General features: G+C 68.5%; 18 protein-coding genes and 5 pseudogenes. 20 read left to right on the top strand and 3 right to left on the bottom strand.

The window, feature by feature from the left end; translation table 11 throughout:
* Positions 1 to 507 precede the first annotated feature (507 nt).
* The 6 genes and pseudogenes from IG78_RS0132790 to IG78_RS0132765 all read left to right on the top strand — a co-directional run bounded on the left by IG78_RS0132790 (position 508) and on the right by IG78_RS0132765 (position 7,069).
* Positions 508 to 1,395, top strand: coding sequence for a zinc-dependent metalloprotease (locus IG78_RS0132790; RefSeq protein ID WP_030570320.1), 888 nt, complete (start codon positions 508 to 510; stop codon positions 1,393 to 1,395).
* A 728-nt stretch (positions 1,396 to 2,123) separates the two neighbouring features.
* A complete protein-coding gene (locus tag IG78_RS0132785) occupies positions 2,124 to 2,435 on the top strand; it encodes a hypothetical protein (protein WP_051853132.1) in 312 nt (103 codons plus the stop codon).
* A gap of 149 nt (positions 2,436 to 2,584) precedes the next feature.
* Positions 2,585 to 4,372 (top strand): annotated as a pseudogene (locus tag IG78_RS0132780) (glycoside hydrolase family 15 protein); the annotation flags it as partial.
* A 641-nt stretch (positions 4,373 to 5,013) separates the two neighbouring features.
* Complete coding sequence (locus IG78_RS0132775) at positions 5,014 to 5,958, top strand: hypothetical protein (protein WP_030570310.1); 945 nt, start codon at positions 5,014 to 5,016, stop codon at positions 5,956 to 5,958.
* Complete coding sequence (locus IG78_RS0132770; protein WP_030570307.1) at positions 5,955 to 6,890, top strand: endonuclease/exonuclease/phosphatase family protein; 936 nt, start codon at positions 5,955 to 5,957, stop codon at positions 6,888 to 6,890. The genes IG78_RS0132775 and IG78_RS0132770 overlap by 4 nt, the downstream gene beginning before the upstream one ends.
* On the top strand, positions 6,887 to 7,069 hold the full coding sequence (locus tag IG78_RS0132765; protein WP_030570291.1) for a hypothetical protein: 183 nt from the start codon (positions 6,887 to 6,889) through the stop codon (positions 7,067 to 7,069). The genes IG78_RS0132770 and IG78_RS0132765 overlap by 4 nt, the downstream gene beginning before the upstream one ends.
* Positions 7,070 to 7,438: 369 nt before the next feature.
* Here the strand turns inward: IG78_RS0132765 and IG78_RS0132760 are convergent, their stop codons facing one another.
* Positions 7,439 to 8,617 (bottom strand): helix-turn-helix domain-containing protein, encoded by a 1,179-nt coding sequence (locus IG78_RS0132760; protein ID WP_225882299.1) that lies wholly within the window; start codon positions 8,615 to 8,617, stop codon positions 7,439 to 7,441.
* Positions 8,618 to 8,623: 6 nt separating this feature from the next.
* The gene (locus IG78_RS0132755) at positions 8,624 to 9,085 is read right to left on the bottom strand and encodes an NUDIX hydrolase (protein ID WP_030570285.1); all 462 of its coding nucleotides are present in this window, start codon (positions 9,083 to 9,085) and stop codon (positions 8,624 to 8,626) included.
* Between the two features lie 165 nt (positions 9,086 to 9,250).
* Here IG78_RS0132755 and IG78_RS0132750 point away from each other — a divergent pair, with 165 nt between their 5' ends.
* The 10 genes and pseudogenes from IG78_RS0132750 to IG78_RS51785 form a co-directional block, all read left to right on the top strand.
* The gene (locus IG78_RS0132750) at positions 9,251 to 10,051 is read left to right on the top strand and encodes a TauD/TfdA family dioxygenase (protein ID WP_030570283.1); all 801 of its coding nucleotides are present in this window, start codon (positions 9,251 to 9,253) and stop codon (positions 10,049 to 10,051) included.
* Positions 10,052 to 10,150: 99 nt separating this feature from the next.
* Positions 10,151 to 11,167, top strand: a complete 1,017-nt coding sequence (locus IG78_RS0132745; RefSeq protein WP_030570280.1) for a thymidylate synthase — start codon at positions 10,151 to 10,153, stop codon at positions 11,165 to 11,167.
* Positions 11,164 to 12,198: a nucleoside-diphosphate kinase gene (locus tag IG78_RS0132740; RefSeq protein ID WP_051853131.1), complete on the top strand. Its 1,035-nt coding sequence runs from the start codon at positions 11,164 to 11,166 to the stop codon at positions 12,196 to 12,198. Before IG78_RS0132745 ends, IG78_RS0132740 begins: the two co-directional genes overlap by 4 nt.
* A gap of 30 nt (positions 12,199 to 12,228) precedes the next feature.
* On the top strand, positions 12,229 to 13,416 hold the full coding sequence (locus IG78_RS0132735) for a radical SAM protein (RefSeq protein ID WP_030570274.1): 1,188 nt from the start codon (positions 12,229 to 12,231) through the stop codon (positions 13,414 to 13,416).
* Positions 13,413 to 14,018 (top strand): 3'-5' exonuclease, encoded by a 606-nt coding sequence (locus IG78_RS0132730; RefSeq protein ID WP_030570271.1) that lies wholly within the window; start codon positions 13,413 to 13,415, stop codon positions 14,016 to 14,018. Before IG78_RS0132735 ends, IG78_RS0132730 begins: the two co-directional genes overlap by 4 nt.
* Positions 14,019 to 14,159: 141 nt before the next feature.
* Positions 14,160 to 16,148: an ATP-binding cassette domain-containing protein gene (locus IG78_RS0132725; RefSeq protein WP_030570268.1), complete on the top strand. Its 1,989-nt coding sequence runs from the start codon at positions 14,160 to 14,162 to the stop codon at positions 16,146 to 16,148.
* Between the two features lie 34 nt (positions 16,149 to 16,182).
* Positions 16,183 to 16,296: pseudogene (locus IG78_RS52795) on the top strand (hypothetical protein); the annotation flags it as partial.
* Between the two features lie 301 nt (positions 16,297 to 16,597).
* On the top strand, positions 16,598 to 16,987 hold the full coding sequence (locus IG78_RS51790; RefSeq protein ID WP_051853130.1) for a hypothetical protein: 390 nt from the start codon (positions 16,598 to 16,600) through the stop codon (positions 16,985 to 16,987).
* 90 nt (positions 16,988 to 17,077) lie between these two features.
* Positions 17,078 to 18,358 carry an outer membrane protein assembly factor BamB family protein gene (locus tag IG78_RS0132710; RefSeq protein WP_157855955.1) on the top strand — a complete coding sequence of 427 codons (1,281 nt, stop codon included), beginning with the start codon at positions 17,078 to 17,080 and terminating at the stop codon, positions 18,356 to 18,358.
* Positions 18,359 to 18,470: 112 nt separating this feature from the next.
* Positions 18,471 to 18,719 (top strand): annotated as a pseudogene (locus IG78_RS51785) (DUF4158 domain-containing protein); the annotation flags it as partial.
* Between the two features lie 46 nt (positions 18,720 to 18,765).
* On the opposite strand, the gene IG78_RS51780 reads toward IG78_RS51785, so the two are convergent.
* Positions 18,766 to 18,957, bottom strand: a complete 192-nt coding sequence (locus IG78_RS51780; protein WP_430739062.1) for a DUF6087 family protein — start codon at positions 18,955 to 18,957, stop codon at positions 18,766 to 18,768.
* A gap of 29 nt (positions 18,958 to 18,986) precedes the next feature.
* Here IG78_RS51780 and IG78_RS48535 point away from each other — a divergent pair.
* The 4 genes and pseudogenes from IG78_RS48535 to IG78_RS0132680 all read left to right on the top strand — a co-directional run.
* A pseudogene (locus tag IG78_RS48535) lies at positions 18,987 to 19,364 on the top strand (transposase); the annotation flags it as partial.
* On the top strand, positions 19,364 to 19,660 hold the full coding sequence (locus tag IG78_RS0132695; protein ID WP_030570255.1) for a hypothetical protein: 297 nt from the start codon (positions 19,364 to 19,366) through the stop codon (positions 19,658 to 19,660). The pseudogene IG78_RS48535 and the gene IG78_RS0132695, both read left to right, overlap by 1 nt.
* A 235-nt stretch (positions 19,661 to 19,895) precedes the next feature.
* The gene (locus IG78_RS0132685; protein ID WP_030570252.1) at positions 19,896 to 20,129 is read left to right on the top strand and encodes a hypothetical protein; all 234 of its coding nucleotides are present in this window, start codon (positions 19,896 to 19,898) and stop codon (positions 20,127 to 20,129) included.
* Positions 20,130 to 21,110: 981 nt separating this feature from the next.
* Positions 21,111 to 21,511 (top strand): annotated as a pseudogene (locus tag IG78_RS0132680) (hypothetical protein); the annotation flags it as partial.

Raw genomic sequence — 21,511 nt, 5'->3', positions numbered from 1 at the left:
TCGGTTCCGCTCGTACCGCGCCTCCCCCGAGACAGCGCGGTCGCGGAAGTCAGGACGAAGGGGTACGGCACCGCTGCCCGGGGGAAGCGCCTGCACGGCGTGGGCAGCAGGGGCCCGGCTGCCGCTCAGTTTGGGGCTGAGCGGCAGCCGCCGCCACAGGATCATCAGCCTTCTCCTGCGAACGGATCACGATGCGGAGCGATACAGATCAGAGCCACGATGGCGTGCGGAAGCCATCCGCACGCAAAGGGCGATCCTGGCACCAGGGAACCCCGGCACTGGCAGACGGGCGCCTGCCGCACTTGGTCCGCCAGAACGAATCCGCTTGGCACGGAGCACCCCTTCCTCCTGATCACCGGAGGCCCGTGGCAGGCAGCAACACCGCGCGAACATCACGGCAGTAGCCAGTCAGCTCCCCGCGACGGCCCGCACCTCGCCGCCCCGCGCGCTGCCAGTGCCGCTACCCGGCCTTCTTGCGGAACTCCGCACACTAGGAAATGAGATCGCATGACCACCTTCCAGCTCCACCAGGACACGCGCGCCCATCCGGAATTGGCAAGCCAGCTCGAGGGCCTGGCCAAGCGTGTCTTCCCGGTCCTTGAGAGGGTTACCCAGTTGCCATTGGGCGAGGTGACCATTCGTCTGCAGGGCACGGACGATTTCCTGGACCGGATCGTGAGCGGATTTCATGACTCTGTGGCCCGCGAGGCCGATGCTTTCGGCCTCGACACGGCGGAGATACGGGCTTGCCGGACGAGGCTGGAGGCTCGGGAGGAGTCGTTACGCCTGAGGTGGCCTTCCGTTCCGGGCTGCACCGTGGACGCCGAGGGACAGCCGGAGATACTGATCAATGCTGACGCCGTCCAGCACGCAGGCCTGCACGAAGCGCACATGATCAAGCTCCTCGCCCACGAGGGCTGCCGGGTTGGCCAGCACCGCGGTGGTGAAGGCGAACTGTTCCGCGTACTGGCAACCACACGCCCCCAGTACTACGGTCTCCTGCCGGGCGCGCAGGCGGCCTTCATTGCCGACGGGCACGCGCTGTGGGCGGACCAGCAGGTGACACAGGAACTCATCGGCCGCGTGGTCGTACCGGGGGAGACCAGCGGGCACGAGACGGACACCCTCCGCCAGGCGCGCGCACGATACGACGCACGCATCGAGGAACTGGAGCAAGCCACCCCTGGTGCTGCCGCAGCCGCTCACTCCGCCTTGACCCCGGGGGAGTACCGCGCTGGCGCGCAATGGGTCGGGCGGGTAATGCAGTTCACCGGTGTGGCCCTGCTCAACTGGGTGTGGGCCTACCCGTGCCTGCTCCCCACCCGTGCCGAAGTGGCCTGCCCCGAACAGTGGACCGTACGTGCCACCGCGACAGCGGCCGCCGTGACAGGCTGAGGCGAGCAAACAGCCGCGTGATCAGCGGCACCGGCCCGCGCTCCCGCCCCGCCCGCGCGCCGCCGCGGCGATCGGACAGGGGCCGCGGCAGGCGGACCTGCCTCAGCCACAGTCCGGAGGCTTTGGCAAACACGCGGGCCCCAGCACGACGACTGCACCCTTTTCAGCCAGGAACTGGCTCTGCCCGGGGCGGTCAAGGGCTTCGTCGTCGGGGACCTGGACCCCAAGATCGATGCGCGTCTGGATCCGCCGCGACCGCCTCGAGTCCCTCATGCGTGCCCTCTGGCCCAGCCCGGCCTTGGTAACAGCGGCACCCTCACCGCCCGCCCCGGCAGCAGTCCGCCGACAGCACGCATACACCCCACACAACCACGACCCCACCAAGCCGAACGACCGCGCTCATCAACGGAAACGCTAGGCGCTGACCAGCTAGATGCCGCCCAAGGTGCCCCGGGCCCAACACTGCCACGCAGCCGAAACTCCCCCGGGCCCCGCTCCCGCCTGACGCCACCCGCGAAGGAACCCTCGTGCACATCCTCTCCGCCCCGCTCACCCTCCCCTCAGCACCGCCTGCCGGCACGCTGCTCAGGGCACTCCGCTCACCCGCAGCCACCTGTAGCGCGCCGCCACAGGAAGCGCCCAACAGCAGATGTTGCGCACTGCACGCGATACGCACGAGGGACCTGCGGCACGCGCTTGCACGCCTCCCCGATGGCGCGCCCGTACGAGTGGCCCGATACACGCTGGTCGAGCCGGGCCAGGACCCCGCCGAGCGCCTGGCGCAGACCCAGGCGGTGCTCATGCGCCGCGGATGGACACAGTCCATCGTCACCTTCGACAACACCGGCAACAGCGATCCGGCGGTGCGCCCGCAGATGGCCCGCCTGTTCACGGCCCTGTGCGACCGCGACATCCACGGCATCATCGCGGTCTCCCAAGTCGACATCAGCACCTTCCCCCAGGTCTATACCGACACCCTCGCGATCCTGCGGGCCCGCGGTGGCTTCCTCGACCTGGCCCGCGATGAGTGCAGCCTCTGAAGGGCCTGCAGGTGAGGTAGCTCCACTGACGATTCGCTGACCTGCACAGGAGAGACATCCGCGGGTGCACGCGCGCTCTCCACGGACACGACCCTCTTGCCACTTGCCCCTGCCTTGATATCGCCGACCGCCGACCAAAGGACGTCACCGTGCCCCTGATCGAGGACCACATCCTCGTGGGAGACCTGCAGACCGCCTGCCTCATCGACCGGGTTGGTACCGCGGCCTGGATGTGTCTGCCCGCATTCGATTCACCCGCCGTCTTCACCAGCCTGCTCGGCACCGCAGATCACGGCTCGTGGCAGCTCGCACCCCAGGACCAGCACGCGGTGCCCGAACGCTGCTACACCGAAGACACCCTCGTCGCGCAGACGCTCTGGTCGCTGCCGACCGGTGCCGTCCGCGTCCTGGACTTCATGCCGCCCCACTCCGCCGGAACACCGGGAGCGCCACAGCTGATCCGCATCGTCGAAGGAGTCAGCGGTATGGTCCGGATGACCTCCCTCATGCGGCTGCGGTTCGGCTACGGGCAGGTAGAGCCGCGGCGGGCCCGGCTGCAGCCGGGCGGCACGCAGCGCGCCGTGGCCCTGGCCGGACCGGACGCGGTCTGGCTCGACAGCACGGTACCCACCACCGATCACGAGGACGGCACCACACGGGCGGACTTCACCCTGCGCGCCGGCGAGAGCGCCACCTTCACCCTGACCTGGCGGCAGTCCCATCTGCCGCCCCCACCGCTTCCCGATCCCGCCCAGGCCCTCGCCGACACCACACGCTTCTGGAAGAACTGGGCGGCCCGCTGTACCTACGCCGGCCCGCACCGGGAAGCAGTAGTCAGGTCTCTGCTCACGCTCAAGGCCCTCTCCTACGCACCGACCGGCGCCATGGTCGCCGCGCCGACGACCTCTTTGCCCGAAGACCTCGGCGGAACCCGCAACTGGGACTACCGCTTCACCTGGCTGCGCGACGCTGCTATCACGCTCACCTCCTTGCTGCGCACCGGCTACCGCGAAGAGGCCAGTGCATGGCGGGAGTGGCTGCTGCGGGCCGTGGCCGGAGACCCGGAGCGTGTGCAGATCATGTACAGCATCACCGGCCGCCGGGACCTGGCCGAGACAGTCCTCGATCTGCCCGGATATGAGGACTCGCAACCCGTCCGGATCGGCAACGCCGCAGCCCGGCAGCTCCAGCTCGACGTGTACGGCGAGGTCATCGAAACCCTGTACCTCGGGCATCAATCAGGCCTTGATCACCACGACGGCGCCTACGAGCTGCAAGCCGACCTCCTCACCTGCCTGGCCCAGCACTGGAGGGAACCGGACGAAGGGATCTGGGAAGTCCGCGGTCCCCGACGGCACTTCGTCCACTCCAAGGTCATGGCCTGGGTCGCCTTCGACCGGATGATCCAGCACGCGAAGGCCCACGGAGACACCGCCCGGCTCAAGGAATGGAGGCAACTGCGCGAGGAGATTCACCGCGAGGTATGTGAACAAGGCTACGACCCCGAGCGCAACACGTTCACCCAGTTCTACGGCTCCAAGGAGCTGGACGCCGCGCTGCTGCTGATCCCGCAAGTCGGCTTCCTACCACCGGACGACAAACGGGTCATCGGCACGATCGACGCGGTGCAGCGCGAGCTGTCCACACAGCACCGTCTGCTGCTGCGCTACCCGACCGCCGGCACAGAAACGGGAGTGGACGGACTGGCCGGGAACGAGGGCGCTTTCCTGGCCTGTTCGTTCTGGCTCGTCGAAGCTCTTGCCATGATCGGGCGCCGCGATGAAGCCCGCAGCCTGTTCGAACAGCTCCTTGCCCTGAGCAACGATGTCGGGCTCCTCGCTGAAGAGTACGACCCCGTCCACAAACGCCAACTCGGCAACTTTCCGCAGGCGTTCTCACATTTTGCGCTCGTCCTGGCCGCCCTGCGCCTTGCTTCGCCCCTCGCGGACATGCCGCGGGACGATGCGGGATCCCGAATCCTGTGCCGCAGTCCGCGCCGCGATGCCGGAGCCATGTCGGATACGACATCGGCTCCCCAGCCCGGGCCTTGCCCCACCGTGAGGAAAGCGACGCAGGGGCGGGAGGAGGCCTTGTGGACGCCTGGTGTGACGTTTGCAGGAGCCGCTGATCAGAGCAACGTCAGTAGACAGCCCGATGCGGACGCTACCGCACTGCTCTGACAGGGGTGAAAGAGATGACGGGCACACCGCCTCCTCGCACCTCGGGTCTGAGCACGTCGTGCCGCATGCAGAGCGTGCGTGAAGGCGACCGCCGCGCACGGCGTGGGCAGCCGCGAACGGGCACCGACCTGCCCTAGGCCAGAGGTTGCAAGCCCTCTCGCGCGCCGCCGGTCCACTCGCGGCCGCGAGGCACTCGACCTCCTCTTCCGGCCCGGACCGTCACAGGAGGATCACGGGCCCGGCGATCAGCTCCGCAGCGAGCCCGCACCCTCAACCAGGACTGCCCGATGGCGGGCACAAGCCTGCCGCTGAGTCAAGCACCACCCCACGCATGCGAAGGCGCGGGCTGAATTCTTCCAACGGTTTGTACCTATTCTGCACAAAGGAGTGGTAACGCCATGGCGACCTGCATCATCCACGACGAGACCGATGAGGGCTGGGCGGAGCTCGTCGAGCAGTTGCATGACATCAGCGACCGAGTGACCCCAGCCTTGCAGGACTGCACCGGTCTTGGCATGGGGCCGAAACCGGTCATCCGGCTGCTCGACTCGGACCGCCTGGTATCCCAGGTGAACGAAGACCAGCGCCGGGCCCTCGACCGGGACATCGCCCTCTACGCGCTCGACGCGCAGGAAACTGCCGGTCTGCGAGCCAGCATGCATGCACGTGAGAAACTGCTGAGCGAAACGTGGATGCTCGCCACAGGCTACACGGCCGCGAACAAACGTGGCGCGGCCGAGATCCTGATCGCCCCGCAGACGCTTCGCCACGCGGGGTTCCGCGAGCCTCAGATGACCAAGCTGGTGGCACACGAGTTCTGCAGCGTGGCGCGACATCAGGCCGGTCAGGGCGCGCTGCACCGCGTGGTCTACAGTCCCTGCCCTGAGCGGCACCATCTGCTGCCCGACGCCTATCCTGCCTTTGTGGCCTATGGGTTCGCGGAATGGGCCAACCGCGAGGTGACGTCCCACCTGCTGGGGGAGCCGGTCGTGCCCGGCAACCCGACCGGGTATGAGACCCGGCAGTTCATGCAGCAGGTCGCCGGGCTTCAGCGGCGGATCGGGGAGAGGGATCTGCTGCTGCCGGGTGCGGACACGGTGTGGCTGCCGGCCCGGGCGGACTTCCCGATGCCGCCGCCCGCCGTCTATATCGACGGTGCAAAGTGGATCGCCGATGTCGTGAACCGCACAGGCGGCGTCACGCTGGTGAATCACATGTGGGCACAACCCTCGCTGATCCCCACCCTGGGAGAGATCGCCGACCCCGGCCTGTGGGTGGCACGTGCCGAGCAGGCCACGGACGCGGCGGGTGCGGCCGTTGTGGGCGGGGAGGCGGCGCTGTGACCGACGATGACGAGATCCGCGTCCTGACGGCGAACATCGAGCACGACGGGCGCGACCGCGACGGCTCCACCACGCGCTGGCACAAGGCCATGAAGGTCATGGCCGCGGTGAGCCCGCACGTGCTGCTGCGCCAGGAGCTGACCCGGGCCGACCTGCACGGCAAGCAGGCAATGTGGGATCAGGCCAACGCTCTGGGCAACGGCTTCTTCCCCTTCATGGCCACCGCCTCGAAAGAGTCAGCGAATCCCACCGGCGTGTTCCTCGACACGAGCGTGTTCCAGCCCATCCAGGAGTTCGAGCACTCCACCCTGTTGTGGCATCCGGTGTGCAACCCGGTGGTCCGGCTCAAGGGCGCCCTGCCGGAGGTAAAACCCCTCAGCCTCGCCTCGGCTCACCTGTGCTACTGGGACCCCGACACGCGTGCCCGGGAAGCCAGACGGCTCACCACCCTGGGCAAGCCCGGCATGGAGACGATCATCGGGGGTGACTTCAACTCCTACGTCCACGCCGCGGACGAGGCACCGAGCCTGCCGGACTGGGACGAGGTCGACAACCGCTCGCACGTCGAGCACCGCACGGTCATCGGGCCCAACGGTGTCCGGGTGTCGGACACCCGGCCGGACGCCATCCTGGCGGGACGGCACGGCACACGCCCGCCGGTCTTCGCGGAGCTGGGCCAGCACGCGGTGCGTCTGGGACAGTCCCGCACGACGGCGCTCGCCCCCACCGCGTCGCTGTGGCGCAAGGACCAGGGACCCCGGCAGCGCATCGACCGCATCTATGCCACGCCGGGGATCGCTGACGCTCTCGTGCGGATCGAGGTCCTCGACAGCGACGAGGTCGCCGAGGCGACCGATCATGCTCTCGTTCTGGCCGTGTTCCGGTGGAGCAAGGTCGTGCAGGCACTGTCCGGGCCGGCGGTGACGCCATGACCGGGCAGGCCCGGCAGGAGTTGATCGCCACGTTGCTGCTCTTCCTGTTCGGCGTGCAGCACCGGTGGCTGCTGCCCACCCTGGCCGCCCGCCCGATAGCGGCGCTGTCCGCCGCCGAGGACCAGCGCTTTGCCGCCTTCGTCCAAGACACGCGCCGCCGCAGCAGACCTGGCCCGTGAACCGGCCGGCTGGCGCCGCACGAGTATGCGGCCTCCCGGCGCCAGCCGGCCACTCTCCCCTTCCGCGTCCTTGCCGAGTGGGGTAAGCGGCCGACTCCGTACGACGGCATGGCACCCACCCGATCTCAGGACTCCACGGACCGCTGTACGCCGCGTGCACCTCGCGCGGCGTACACGGTCCGCACCGTGATCACCGGCGATCCGACAGTGGGGTTTGTATGAGCTCGCCACCCGATGAGAGACCACGATGGCACAGCCCACACGCGCACAGCGGAGCTCAAGAAACCGCTGACCGACAGGCAAGTTCTCTGTCCAGTCCACGTTCGACCACGAGCAACGGAGCCAGCAATGAAAGGGAGCGGAACCGGATCAGGCCGCCATCTCCTGGCGGAGACGGTCAAGGGCCCGTTCCGCTTCGTCGCGCACCGTGGGCAAATGGGGCCATGCTGTGCGGATGACGCGCTGGAGCTGGTGCGGCAGACGCTGGCGACCCGCCTCCCCAATGGCGACGCTCAGCGATTGAGCCGCTCCCGTGAAGTCACCGGCAAGCAGTTGGACATGCCCCACCGTCACTGCCTCGATCACACGCCACTGAGGGGCTACGGTGCTCGTAAGAGCAGGACCCGTTTCCACGAGGTCTATGGCGGCCGCGGCGCGGCCTGTGGCCAGCAAGCCGCGCAGGCGGATCTCATACAGAGCGAACGGGTTGAACAGCGACGTGTGTCCGGTCTGCTCCAGGAGCACGTCAGTTTCACGCAGTACCGAGTCGAACAGAGCTGTGTCACCGAGTTCGCCGGCGGCCCGGGCCAGGAGCGGCAGCACAGCCGCGCGGGCCTCTGGGCCGGGCGCGAGCGCCGCGGCATGGCGCAGGCGTGCAATGGCTGCCCCGTTCAGGTTGGCCTTGCGCAGTTCGTTGCCGTGCATGCGCAGGACGTAGGAGGTGAAGCCCGGGTCGTCGAAGTGGCGGGCGATGGGCAGGCTCTTACCCGTCCAGCGGGCCGCGGTGGGCAGACGCTCTTCGGGCAGAACATTCCCGAGCGCCACGCCCAGGCCGACGCGGGCGCGGGCTAGCAAGCGCAGGGCTTCGCGCTCGGTGTGTCCGTCCTCGAGGCGGGCTTCGAGCCGGGCCACCAGCGGCCACAGTTCAGCGACGGCTTCGAAGGCATGTCCGCTCTGGCGGGCGATCTCGGCGAGCCGCACCGTGGACTCGCCGAACTGCAGCATCGCCCGGTGGTCGGTGGCGCCCGGGTCGGTGACGCCCAGGACATGCGGCGGGAGCTGCAGCCGTTCGGCGATGCGACGCCGCGAAGCAACATCGTCCAGACGACGTCTGCCCCGCTCCACCAGCGAGACATAGGTCTTGTCGTATCCGAGGATCTCGCCGAGCTGCGTCTGGCTGAGGCCGTGCACGGTCCGGTAGTAACGCAGGATGACACCAAGATCGCGGGTGGCCAGGACGCTCTCGGCTTGCGGTGTAGCCCATCTCCACAAGGCGTGCTGAGCAGTGGGCTGGAGCCTGCCCCTTCGCCGACCGGCGTGGATCACCATGGCCGTTCACCACTTTTTGTGATCGTCCACGGCGGGGGAGAGCTGCGCGTACCAGGCCGCGATGGACTGCTTGTACCCGTCGGGCATGGTGAGACCGGCTGCCTCGGCGGCGGTAAAGAGGCCCGCCTGCTTGTGCTCAGGGCTGACCACCGGGGCGCGTTCGGGCGTCAGTACGGCGCAGCCGTAGGTCACGATGAGGACGCGGCGGCCCGGGAGGGGCTCATACAGCCAGGTGTCCAGCAGCCGGTCGGCTTTGACCTCCCAGCCGCTCTCTTCATAGATCTCCCTTACCAGCGCTGCCTCGCAACTGGAGTCGGGGATCTGCCCCGTTGCTTCATTGCCGATCTCCAGGCGCCCGCCGGGCAGTTCCCATTCCTGGCGCTCGTTCTTCAGCAGCAGCACACGCCCCTGGCTGTCGGTGGCGACGCCCTTGACCGAGACCGGCCAGAGCGGCGGAGAGTACGGCATCCCGCTCCTCGAAATGCAGGGGGCAGCACGGCTACCCGGAACGTAGCACGCCCTTCCCAACACGGGCCCGGCCCGGGCGGGTTGAGCCGGTCGACAATCTGTCGCTTTACGCGGCTGTCCTTACCTCCCAAGAGTAGAGACGTCATCCAGACCCGGGAGTTCGTGATGCGCCCTGCCCCGATCCAGCCGTTCGCGCGGCACCTCGTCGACCTCAGCGCCCCCGGCGCGGAAAGCGCCATCGCTGACCGGCTCCGCTCGCGTGGTCTGGTCACGGTGACCGGTCTGACCTCACGCACCGCGGTGCTGGAATTCGCATCAAGGATCATGACCGTCGTACCGCACCCGGACAGCAGCGCGGACGGTCTGACCACCATCGGCAACACCGGCCGGCATGCCTGGCGTCCCGGGCACGCGGGGTTCGGCGCCGGGGAACTGGCTGCTCACACCGATCGCTCCAGCATTCCGGCACCACCGCGTCTCATGCTGCTGGTGTGCGCCCGCCCCGCAGCCACGGGCGGCCAGAGCCTGCTGGCCGACGGCCAGGCCGTGTACCACGATCTGCTCCGGCACCGGCGTGAGGGCCTGTACGCGCTGTCCCGCCGGCACACCGCCTACTTCGGTGCCGGTGACGGCCACCCCGGCCAGGTGTTCACGGTGCACGACAACGCCACCGTGACATTGCGGCTACGCCTGGACGGGCTCGTGCGCTTCAGCCCCATCGTCCAGCCCTACCTGCCCCAGCTGCGCTCCGCGATCACCCGCAACCAGATCGGCCTGCCCCTGGCAGGCGGCCAGGGCTACCTGCTGGACAACCATCGCTGGCTGCACGCCCGCACCGCCTTCACCGGCGACCGGGTCTGCTGGCGCGCCCTGGGACAGGCCCGCTTCCCCCTCCCGTTCGGCTTCACGCCCGCGCCCGCACACCCCAGCTCCGTGCGAGAGGTGCGGCACCCGGCACTCCCCTGATACCGGCGGCGGGTCGCCGGTGCCTGCCCGGGGGGGCGATGCGGATACCACACCTCTTTGCCCGCCAGCCGCATGCAGCCACGACCGAGAGGAGAGAACATGCTCACCGCGCCGTCCTACCGCAGCGTGGAGGAACCCTACTTAGCCCTGTTACGTCTGGCCTGTGATGCTCAGCAGCACATCACCGCGCGCGGCAACGCGGCCCGTGAGGTGATCGGCGTCAGCTTCCGACTGCCTGACCCCCGCCAGCGGCTTCCCTACCTGGCCTCCCGCAGGGCCAATCCGGTCTTCCAGTATGCCGAGGCCCTCTGGTATCTTGCAGGCCGCCGCGATCTGGCGATGATCGGCTACTACGCGCCGTCCATGCGATTCAGCTCCATTGACGGCATCAACCTGGGCGGGTCTGCCTACGGCCACACACTGTTCAACCCGCCTGCGGGCGACCATCGGTCGCCCTTCGAGCGAGTCCTGGAGCTGCTGCGCACCGAGAAGGACAGCAAGCGCGGCTACCTGCCGGTCTTCTCTCGGGCCGAACTCGCGATCAAGGACAACCCTGACATGGCGTGCCTGGCCGGGCTGCATCTTCTGGTCCGCGACAAACGCCTGCACATGGTGTGCCACATGCGGGCCAACGACCTGGACTGCGGACTGCTCAGCGACGTCTTCTCCTTCACCATGATCCAGGAATACACCGCCACACAACTCGGCCTGGAGCTAGGCACGTACACCCACGTCATCGGCTCGGCGCACGTCAACGACCACAACACCGAACGCGTCAAGAAGGTGCTCCACGAAGCAAAGGAGCGCTTGGCCCCACGGTGCTTCCCGTTCCCCTCGATGCCGTCGGCGACCACCCGCGGCACCATCACGCACGTCCTGCACCATGAGGAACTGCTCCGCACCAACACCACCCACTACAGCGCAGCGGACATCGCACGCCTGGGCCTTGCCCCGTACTGGCAACAGCCCCTGCTGCTCTTCGAGGTCTACCGGCAGATCGTGCACGACAAGACCAAAGCCGTCCGCCCGGACGTGCTGCAGGCCCTGCACCCAGGCCTGCGCTGGCTCCTGGAGCACCGCTGGCCCTCCTGCGCGGCCGCCGGGAGCAAGCAGTGAGTGGCCGGCCGCGCAGCGGCGCGGTCGATACCGGCACCGACTTTGCCCGCTGGGCGGTCATCCTGTGCAAGCCCGACGCCGTCGAACGGAACCTGACCGGCACCATCCTGCAACGCATCGCCGCCGCGGGCATCAGCGTCAGCGGGCGCCGCGACCTGGTGGCGCAGGCATGGCAGGCCCACGTCGCCTACCGTGATCTCCTCGCACACACCGGCCGGGCCCCGCAGGTGCGCGCCGCCCGCCTGGATGCCGCGTTCGCCGGCCAGCCCGTCGTCGTGGCGCTCGCCCACGGCGAGCCGGGCCTGCACGCACGCCTGCGACAGCTCCTTGGCCACACCGACCCCACCCGCGCCGCCCCCGGCACGATCCGGCGCGACCTGGGAGAGGACAGCCTGGCGGCCGCACGCGAACAGAACCGTCTCGTGCGCAACCTCGTGCACACCTCCGACGACCCCGCAGCCGCCCGCCGCGACGCCGGCACCTGGGCCGCTGCACCACCCGACGCTGAGGCCGACTTCGAACGGTGCTCGGTCATCCTGTGCAAGCCCGACGCCGTCGAACGCCGTCTGGTCGAGGCGGTCTTGAACCGCATCCGGGCGGCGGGCTTCACCATCACCGACCGGCGCGCCCTGATCGCCGCAGCCTGGCAGGTCCACGTCCACTACTGGGATCTGCTGGTGGACGCCGACCACTTTCCCGACCGAGACATCCCCGCATGCCTCGACGCAGACTTCGCCGGCCGACCCGTCACGGTGGCACTCGCGCACGGCGAGCCGGGCCTACACGCACGCCTGCGCCAGCTCCTGGGGCACTTCGACCCCACCCGCGCCGCCCCAGGCACGATCCGCGGCGACCTGGGCACGGACAGCCTCGACGCTGCCCTGCGACAACGGCGCCTGGTACGCAACCTGGTGCACACCTCGGATGACCCCGACGCCGCCCGCCGCGACTTCGGAACCTGGCTCGGAGCCCGCCACCACCGGCTCCTGACAACCCCGCCACCCCCCAAGAGCACCCCCGGCGGCAGGTAACCCCCGTCCCTAGCCCCTTTGGAGGAGCCCATGCCCGTGCCCGCCGCCCTCTCCCGCTGTGTGCTGCCGATCCTTGGCCCCCAAGAGATCAGCAGTCTGCAACCACAGCTCGCCGACGTGATCGAGTACCGCAAATCCGGGATCTCCCTGAACTGGATCATCGGCTGCCCGCTCGACTGCGGCTACTGCGTGCGCCACCTCTTCGACAACTTCGGTATGAAAGCCCCGAAACGTCTGATGAGCGACGAGGACGCAGTGCAGCGACTGACCGGACACCCGTGGTTCCGGCCGCACCAGACGCCGATCCAGCTCCTGAACCGGGCCACCGACCCGATGCTGCCCCAGGTCAAGCCCCACGTGTTCAACGTCCTGCAGCAGCTCGATGACCGCGGCCTGACCAACCACGTCCTGATCATCACCCGGTGGCGGGTCACGCCCGAGGACTGCGCCGCCCTCAACAGCTTCACGCACCTGCGCCTGACCGTCCTGGTGACGCACTCCAACATCCAGGACGTCCGGATCGAGCCCGTCGACAGCACCATCGCCGCCACCAGCCTGCGCACCCTCTACCAACACGCCCAGCGCTACCGCACCATCCTCTACTGGCGGCCGATCGTGCCGGGCCTGAACGACACTGAAGCGCACCTCCAGCAGGCACACCATCTGTCCCGCCACGCACACGCCACCGTGTTCACCGGCCTGTTCTACAAAAATGAGATCGCCGCCTATTACAAGGCCCACGGGCTGGCCGCGCCCTACCGGGACACCGCCCGGCGCAAAATCATGCCCGAAGTGGCCGAAGACCGGATCCTGCAGCACTTTGGCACCACCGATCCCACCGCCCCTTACGGCACGCTCTTCCGCAAGACCAGCTGCGGCGTGGCCTTTGCCCACGGCGAAGCCGACTACAACGGTCACATCGGTGTCCCCGAACTGTGCGACATCTGCCCCGACACACAAGTCGCGCTGTGCCGCTCGGCGCGGACCACCCCAGATGCCGCAGAGGTCGAAACCCGAGCGCGGGCACTGGGCGCGACGGGCCCCATCGACATCACCGAACGCGCCATCATCGTCGAAGGCCTGGACGAACGACCCCGCAACTACCTCCAGCAGCTCTTCGCCTACCAGTGCAACGACCGGGCAAAACCGCACCTCTACCGCCAACACGGCCGAGCCCCCCTCGGCTGGCCAGCACAGAACGGAACACCCGCACCATGAACTTCACCACCTGGCCCCCACTGCTCGTCGTCGACGTCGAAGGCAACGGAGGCAACCCGCCCGACCTGGTTGAGATCGCAGCCCTCCCCGTGCGCGACGGACGAGCAGACACGAGCACGGCAGGCTGGTGGCTGACCAAACCGCACCACCCCGTGACGGCCTTCGCGACGAACAAGATCCACGGCCTGTCCAACGACCGCCTGGCGAACCAGCCCCACTGGGAGGAGATCGCCGAAACCGTCCACGCGTTCCTGGGCACCTCCTGGATCTGCGCCCACCACGCGCACGTGGACTACAGCGTGCTGTCCAGGCACCTGCCGCAATGGCAACCCGCCGGAGTCCTCGACACCCTCCGCCTGGCCAAAACCCTCTACCCCAACCTGCGCCACCGCTCCCTCGACGCCCTGATCCAGCACGTCAAGCCGGACCTGGCCGCCGCACCCGGCCAGCGACACCGCGCCACCTTCGACGCCTACGCCACAGCCCAGCTCCTGCTCACCATGGCCACCCACTACGCCACCTGGGACCAACTCGTCGCCGCGGCAGTACCCCCCACGCTGCCCGGCACCCCCCAACCAGAAGAGGAACCCACACTGTGGTGACGCAAGGCCCGACCCTTCGACCGGTCGCCAGCCGGTCGCCAGCCGAAAGGCAGCATTCCACCGCAGCCGTCTTCCGCATGCTCATCGAAGGACCTTCGTTCTGGACCCTGAACTGCCCGTCTTGACCCCGGAGGGTACCGAGTGAGGCGCTATCTGCACGGCGTACGCAGCCCACAACCGCAGGTGTCCGAGGCCGAGGAGCAGTTGTTCGGCGGGCCCTTGCGCTACGACATGGGCTGGTCCGAGCACGAGCGGGCACGGTTCGACCTGACGATGGTCACCGCGATCCGGGCGATGCCGCAGCCGGTGCTGGCCACGCTGCGCCGCGCCTGGCGGGCGGACCGCTCCTCGCTGCTCGGCGTGGGGATCAGCGAGGTCGGGCAGGGGATCACCGCCGCGGTGAGCCTGCTGGCCGTCAACGCGGTCATGCACGCCCTGCTCGGGGCGGGGGACCCGCAGCAGCGGCTGCGCGCAGCGCTGCCCGCCCTGGCCGTGGTCGCCGCGGTCGCCATCGCCCGGGCAGGGTTCGCGGGCTGGTCCACCTCCCGGGCCGGGCGCCTGGAACCCCTCGTGGAACGCGTGGCCACCACCGAATACCTCCAGGCGGCCACCGCGGTGGAGCTGGAAGCCATCGAAGACCCCGACTTCCGCCGCCTGATCGACGTCGCCCAGCAAGGCGCCACCGCGGCCCGCCGCATGATCGGCGCCTGCGTGGCCGCGCTGAACGGCACCATCAGCCTGATCGCCACCGCCGGCGTCCTGGCCGTCCTGCACCCCGTGCTGCTGCCCCTGCTGCTGCTCATCGCAGCTCCCCGGGGGTGGGGAGCGATGCGGGTGGCACAGGAACGCTACGCCTCGGTGATGACCTGGGTGGAACACCTGCGCGCCAGCCGCCTGATCGGCAATCTCCTCACCGAGCGCAGCGCCGCGCAGGAGGTCCGCCTGCACCGCGTGGGGCCCTTCCTCCTTAACCGCTACCGGGGCATGGCCGAGAGCGCCGAAGCCGAGCAGCGGCGCCTGGCCGACGGCAAAGCCATCACCGAGCTGGTAGCCGCAGCCCTGTCGGGACTTGCGATGGCCGCCACCTACGCGGCCATGATCTGGCTGATCATGTCCGGCCGGATGGAGCTGGCGGTCGCCGGCACCGCGGTGATCGCGGTGCGCTCGGGCTCGGCGAGCCTGGGCGCGCTGGTGATGCACGTCAACCAGTTGCACGAGGAGAGCCCCTACGTCCGCGACCACGAACGCTTCCTCCTCGAAGCCGCCCACCACGCCATCCCCAGCGGCGGGACCGCGGTGCCTGCTCACGTTGACGCGGTCCGGCTGGAGAAGATCAGCTACCGCTACCCCGACCGGGACGAACCCGCCCTGGACGGCGTGTCCCTGAACATCCCGATGGGCTCGGTCACCGCGGTCGTCGGAGAGAACGGATCAGGCAAATCCACCCTGATGAAGGTCCTGTCCGGACTGCTGCTGCCCCACACCGGCCACGTGTACTGGGGAGCGACCCCCCTGCCCGACCTGGACCGCTTCGAGGTGTTCGAACGCGTCACCCTGCTCACCCAGGACTTCCAGCGGTGGCCGGTCACCGCCGCCATGAACGTCCAGCTCGGCCGCCCCCACCAGCAACCCACCACGCAGCAACTACGCGACTGCTTCGACTACGCCGCCGCCACACCGGTCATCGACAAGCTCCCGCACGGCTCCCAGACGCTGCTGGCCCGCATGTTCCGCGGCGCATCCGAAATCAGCGGCGGCGAATGGCAGAAAGTCGGCCTGGCCCGCGCCCACTGGCGCACCCAGACCTCCCCCGCCCACGGCCTCCTCATCGTCGACGAACCGACCTCCGCACTCGACCCCGAAGCCGAAATCGAAGCCTTCGACCGCATCCGCCAACTCGCCGGACCCCAGCGCGCCGTCGTCCTGGTCACCCACCGCATGTCCGGCGTCCGCCACGCCGACACCATCCACGTCCTCCACCAAGGCCGCCTCGCCGAATCCGGCACCCACGACCAGCTCATCACCGCCGACGGCCGCTACGCGGCCGCGTTCCGCTCCCAAGCCGCCCAGTACGCACCCCGGCCCAAACCGGTGCCGCACCCCACCACACCACCGAACCCCGCCATCTGACGCATCCCGTCCACCACAAGCCCGGAGAACGCCCATGACCAACCGCTACCGCAGCATCGTGGACGTATACGTTCTGCTGCGCAGAGCCGACGGATGCATCCTGCTCATGGAACGCGCCAACACCGGATACGCAGACGGCCGGCTGTGCCCGCCCAGCGGACACCTCGAGGACGGAGAATCCGTGCTCGAAGGAGCGGTTCGCGAGGCAGCCGCCGCTCGCGCCGCTCGCCGCCAGGCCTCCCGGCTCGGATCCCTGGCGTTCCCCTGCCCCGCCCCGCCGAGCGGCTGGAGGGCTACGTCCAGCGCGTCGCCGTCGCGGCCGACGTCCAGCGCCACCGCGCCATGGAACTCCTCGGGAGCCCGGCAACTCCGCCACCGAACGCCTCGACGAACTCGCCGCCGGCCCTCTGCCCAAGGACACCGTCCGGGCCCTCGTCGCGGCTACCGGCATGAACGCGGACCAGGCCCGCGCCCAAACCGCGCGCCCCGACCTGGGGGCCGTACGGCGCATCACCGAGCTGAACTTCGCCGCCGGGCACTACCAGCGCGGCGGCACGGGCAAGACCGCAACAGCCCCCGGCGAGCTGGCCGCGGCCCTGGCGCTCGTCTTCGCCCGGCGGGCTCGCATGACCGACACCGCCGTGCCCGGCGCGCCACACGACGACGTCCGGCCCCGCGCCGAGACGTACGGATCACGGGTCCTTCCCGTCGACCTGCCTGTGCACGAGCTTCCGTTTCCTCGCTTGAGCAAGTGCAGGTCTTTGAAGCGCTGTCAGTGCCGGCCTGCAAGACGGCCGGGCTGCGACACGGCGGCCCCGACTTCGCTGATGAGATCGTGAAGCTGCTGGCCGAGTACACGCGAACGTGACCAGCGGAACAGGCGATCGGTGAGGTTGATCATGCATAAAGCGACCAAAGGTGTGCTCGCCATGGATCGCACCGTCTGTCACTCTGTGGTGCTCATGAAGATACCGAAGGTATACGTACGACTACTCAAGCGGGCTCTTGCAATTGCTGTGGTATGCGCCCTGGCCGCATGTAGTCATCCCGGGATGTCCTCCGCGAAGAAGGCGCCGCATGGCGCGTCATCGAACTCGGCCGCGGACAGCGGCGGGAGCGGACCGGCGGGCCCGCCGCAGAAGTTCGAGAGCCAACCCAGTGCCTCGATTGACATGCAAGACAATCCTGTGGAGGTATCTGGCACGCTCTCCGACGTGCTCACGCTCGGCGACACTCTCGCGTACCTCTACGACGGCGACGGTTCTGGCATTACCGCCTACCGTCTCGACACCGGAGACGCCGCCTGGCACACATCCGTGCCAGACAGCGATGGGCAGAGCGGGACTCCGCGTCTGGCGGGCACGGCGGTGGTCGGCGCCTTCGCCACGAGCACGGAAGGCGCGGGTACCTCTGCAGGCCATCATGCGATCACAGTCGTCGCGTACAACGCGGCTACGGGCAGGCAACGGTGGTCAACCGACTTCGCGCGAGCCAACGGCACCGACCAGACGCTGGGAACACCCCGCGTCGTAGCAGCTGACAACGCTCACGTACTGGTCTCGGTGGCTGAAGAGGGCTACTCAGAGACACTGCCCATGAGCGCCTTGCTCGACGTGCGCACCGGCTCGGTGATTTGGACCGATCGGGACTTCGACGGCGTAAACCTGACGAAGACGGTGGCTGTAGGGGCTACCCAAGGTGGAAATACCTTTGTGGGCAAAGCAGTCTCGGACGGCCACCAGGTGTGGAGCCGAACGGTGCCTGGTGGTGAACTCCTCACGGAGCCGCTAGGTCCGGGGCTGACAAAGGTGGACGCGATCACCGGCGACCCCGACAACCTTCTCCTCTACTCTGCCACCGGAAAGTCCAAACTGACTTTGGACAGCAGTGTGAGTGGTTGCCTGTATGACGGTCAGGCCACGTTGGTATGCACTGGCGACGACGTCGTAGGGGTCGACGTGTCCACCGCACGCGTGCTGTGGTACTTGCCCGATCGAGCTACGAACCGTGCCAAGCCGGATGTGTACTGCGCTTGGCACGGTGTCGTCTACGCGGCGGGGACGAACTCCCTCGTGACGCTCGATGCCCGAACGGGCAAGGATCTCCACACGCACATCGGTGCTGCCCCGGTGATGGTCAATGACCGTTATGGACTTAAATATGATGATTCGACGGGTGAGCGTGTCAATATCTACCGAGCCACCGGTTGATCGCTGTCCGAGGGTCTCGTACTGCGGCCCCGGGACTGGCGCGATTACCTAATCAACCGCCTCGCTTCGGCAGTTCTTCCGCCTGGACGCGAAGGCCCTGGGGCTGGCGCGGGCGAAGCGCCGTGCGGCGACCCGGTTGGGGTGGGCGGTGCAGTGGGGCACCGTACGGATGCTCGGCACCTTCCTGACAGAAGATCCCACCGCGGTTCCGGCCTGGACGGAGGCGTTCGTCGCCGAGCAAGTCGACGTCGAGCCGGAGCTGTTCGCTGAGTACGTGGCCCGGGCCGAAGACGGCGTACGAGCACGCGTGGGAGATCCGCGACGCCTACGGGTACCGGGTTTCACGCGCGGGCGAGGGTGAGCGGGAGTTGCTCGGGGATCGACGGCACGGCGTAGGGAAGCCGGGTTCAGGCGGCTTCCCCGCCGCCGTCGGCGGCGGCCGTGCGTTCGTTCACCCACCGCACGGCGTCCGCGAGGTTCGCGGCGGTGCCCGCGGGTTCGTAGGAGAATCCGTTCCATTCCTCCAGGATCCGGGGTTCCTCGGGGCGGAGGTGTCCGCAGCCGCCGTGCAGCGGGCGGTGCCGGCGGTGGACGTCCAGCGGGGGGCGGCGGCGCTTGTTGTACGCCGCGAGCGGGTCGCCGGCGTCGGCGCGGGGGATCGCGCGGGACGGCTGGTTCGGTGGCCCGGGACGGTGAAGGCCGCCCCCTGGCCTTCACCCTCACCGCCGGCAACGTCAACGACTGCACCCAGTTCGAGCAGGTCATGGCCCGCATCCGCATTCAGCGGTGCGGACCCGGCAGACCCAGAACCAGGCCCGAGCGGGTCGCGGCGGACAAGGGCTACTCGTCCACGAAGATCCGCACCTACCTGCGACGTCGCGGCATCAAGGCGGCGATTCCCGAGGTAGAAAGGGAGGGTCATAAGACGTACACGCTGCCGACGCGCAACCAGGCGGACGGCGACGTCAACGCCGGCCAGGCCCGCAACGAGATCGAGGAGAGCTGATGCCCGCGAAGTTTCGCGCTGCCACGGCGACCGTCATATGGTCCGGCACGGACGACACGACACCGCCCGGCCACTGCATCGCCCAGGGCACCGACAGTCTCGGCGTCCACTGGCTATGGCTGTTCAAGGGCGCCACGCCGCACGACGACGCCTTCGTCGGGGCGATCAGCGTCCCGAAGCGAGCGGGGGAATCCTCGGTCGCCTACGGGCGAGGTGGAGGCTTCGTGGGGCTGGCGACCGACACGAAGGACACCCTGGCAAAGCTCGCCGCCTGCGCCGAAGAACAGGAGAGCTGATGCCCGCGAAGAAGCCTTCGAGGCGTGGCGGCTGGCCATCCCGTCACCCGACGGGTCCGTCTACAAGCCGCACCGCTCCGAATCCGCCGTCCTGGACGCCGTCGCTGCCGAGAAGAAGGTCACCGACGCCAACCAGGTCACGATCGAGAAGTGGGCGGACGGCCGCTGGGACGTCTGGCTCCGCTGGGTACGCACCGGCAACCAGTGGCACGCCAAATAGGAAGGGAAGGCGACCATGCAGGCAACCCCGGAACGCGTCCGCGAGGGCAGTGGCCGGACCGTGCAGGTCTGGCATCTGCTCGCCGACGGCCAGGACTGCAACGGCGACTGCGACTGGCACCCCATCTCCTGCAGCGATGAGGAAGGCATCGTCGCGCCAGGCGGAACGCGAGATGTGCCGCTCGACCTGGACGAGCGCGGCCAGCGCTGGTGCGGCGACTGCCTCGTCCTCGCGCGAGTCGGAAAGTGAGGATGCTATGGGACCGAAGTATCCGCTCGAGGTGGCACTGAGGGGCGGCCGCGTCGCCACTCCGCGAAGTGGGTGAGCGCAGGGGCTGTGGTGACGCTGTGCAGGAAGCGCGGCTTCGTCGACGAGGGAGGCGGGCACCTGCCCTTCTGCCGGGCCTGCTCGAACCGCCCCAACCCGCTGTCACAGCAGAGCGGCTCGCCCTCAGCCTGACCATCCAGTGAAGAAGCCCCGGCCTAGTGAAAGTAGGCCGGGGCTCTCGCACTTATCTGCGTCACCCTGCTGCTGGTGGTGGGTCAACTGCGCGGTTTTGCCCTGCTGTTCGAGGCTTCGGCCGCTTGGCGGGCGCTTCCGGCCAGGGCCGTGAGTGCGTGGGCGGCGACCCAGTCCTGGGCGGTGGGATCGTCACCGTTGTGGAAGTGTCCCAGTCCGGCTCCGCCAGTCCGATGCGTGCTCCTGGCCGCGTGGCCAGGTGTAGTTATGCCAGCACGCTGGTCGGCTCGGTGACATGCATGCGAACCCGGTCGTTCCTGGCCCGGTCCACCGTGCCGGGCTCGACGGGGAGGGCGTGGGCGTCAGCTTCGCGGATCTGGACTGCGGGCAGTCGCTGGTGCGTCGGCGGGCCTCGACCAGCATGGCCGGGTCACGGTCGACGCCAATTACTGTGCCGCTCACGCCGACGCGCCCTGCCAGCGTCGGCAGGTCTGTGCCAGTCTGTGCCCGGGCCGCAGCCCACGGTTGGACGTCCATCAGCTCCATTAACTCCTGCTTGTAGCCGCAGCCGGCGGCGCTGGCCGCGGCTTGCAGCATGTAGACAGCCGGGTCAGGCCGAGGTGCGCCAAAGTTGTTGACATGGCAGAAAGTGAAACACGGTCCATATTCCTGTCGATCACGGATGTCGCGGTGCCGTCGTTGCAACTCGTCGGCGAGCTCAGTACCAGGCTAACCAGCGACGCTTCCTAGGAACGCAGTAGCGTCACACACATGGCACTCTTCGCCTTCTTCGGCCCGCCCGCGATCACGCTCCTACTCTTCGTCCTAGGAGTGTTCCCGTACGCTCTGTGGACGGCCAGAAAGAGACCCACGCGGACGGCCCGCCTGGCCGCGGTCGGAAGCACAGCAGCCCTCGTCGCATACGGTGCCGGCACCTTCTACGGTCTCGCCTACACACACCCCCTCGACGTCTGCGCAGCGAAGACCGCAAGTGGCGACTACGTGGACGCCGGGCGGGACTACAGCCTGACGTCAGCGACCATCCACCACTTTCCTCCATCCGTTACCTGCCGTTGGAGCAGCGGACACACCACCAACGACGTGTCGTTCTGGACCACGCCTCTGCTCTACACAGGGCTGGCCTGCGCCACCGTCTGCTTCACCCTGATACT

It is taken from the genome of Streptomyces aureocirculatus (assembly GCF_000720475.1).
GTDB classification, from domain to species: Bacteria; Actinomycetota; Actinomycetes; order Streptomycetales; family Streptomycetaceae; genus Streptomyces; species Streptomyces aureocirculatus.
Note: the sequence above shows the minus strand (reverse complement) of the source record. Positions and strands in the feature narration are given on the sequence as shown.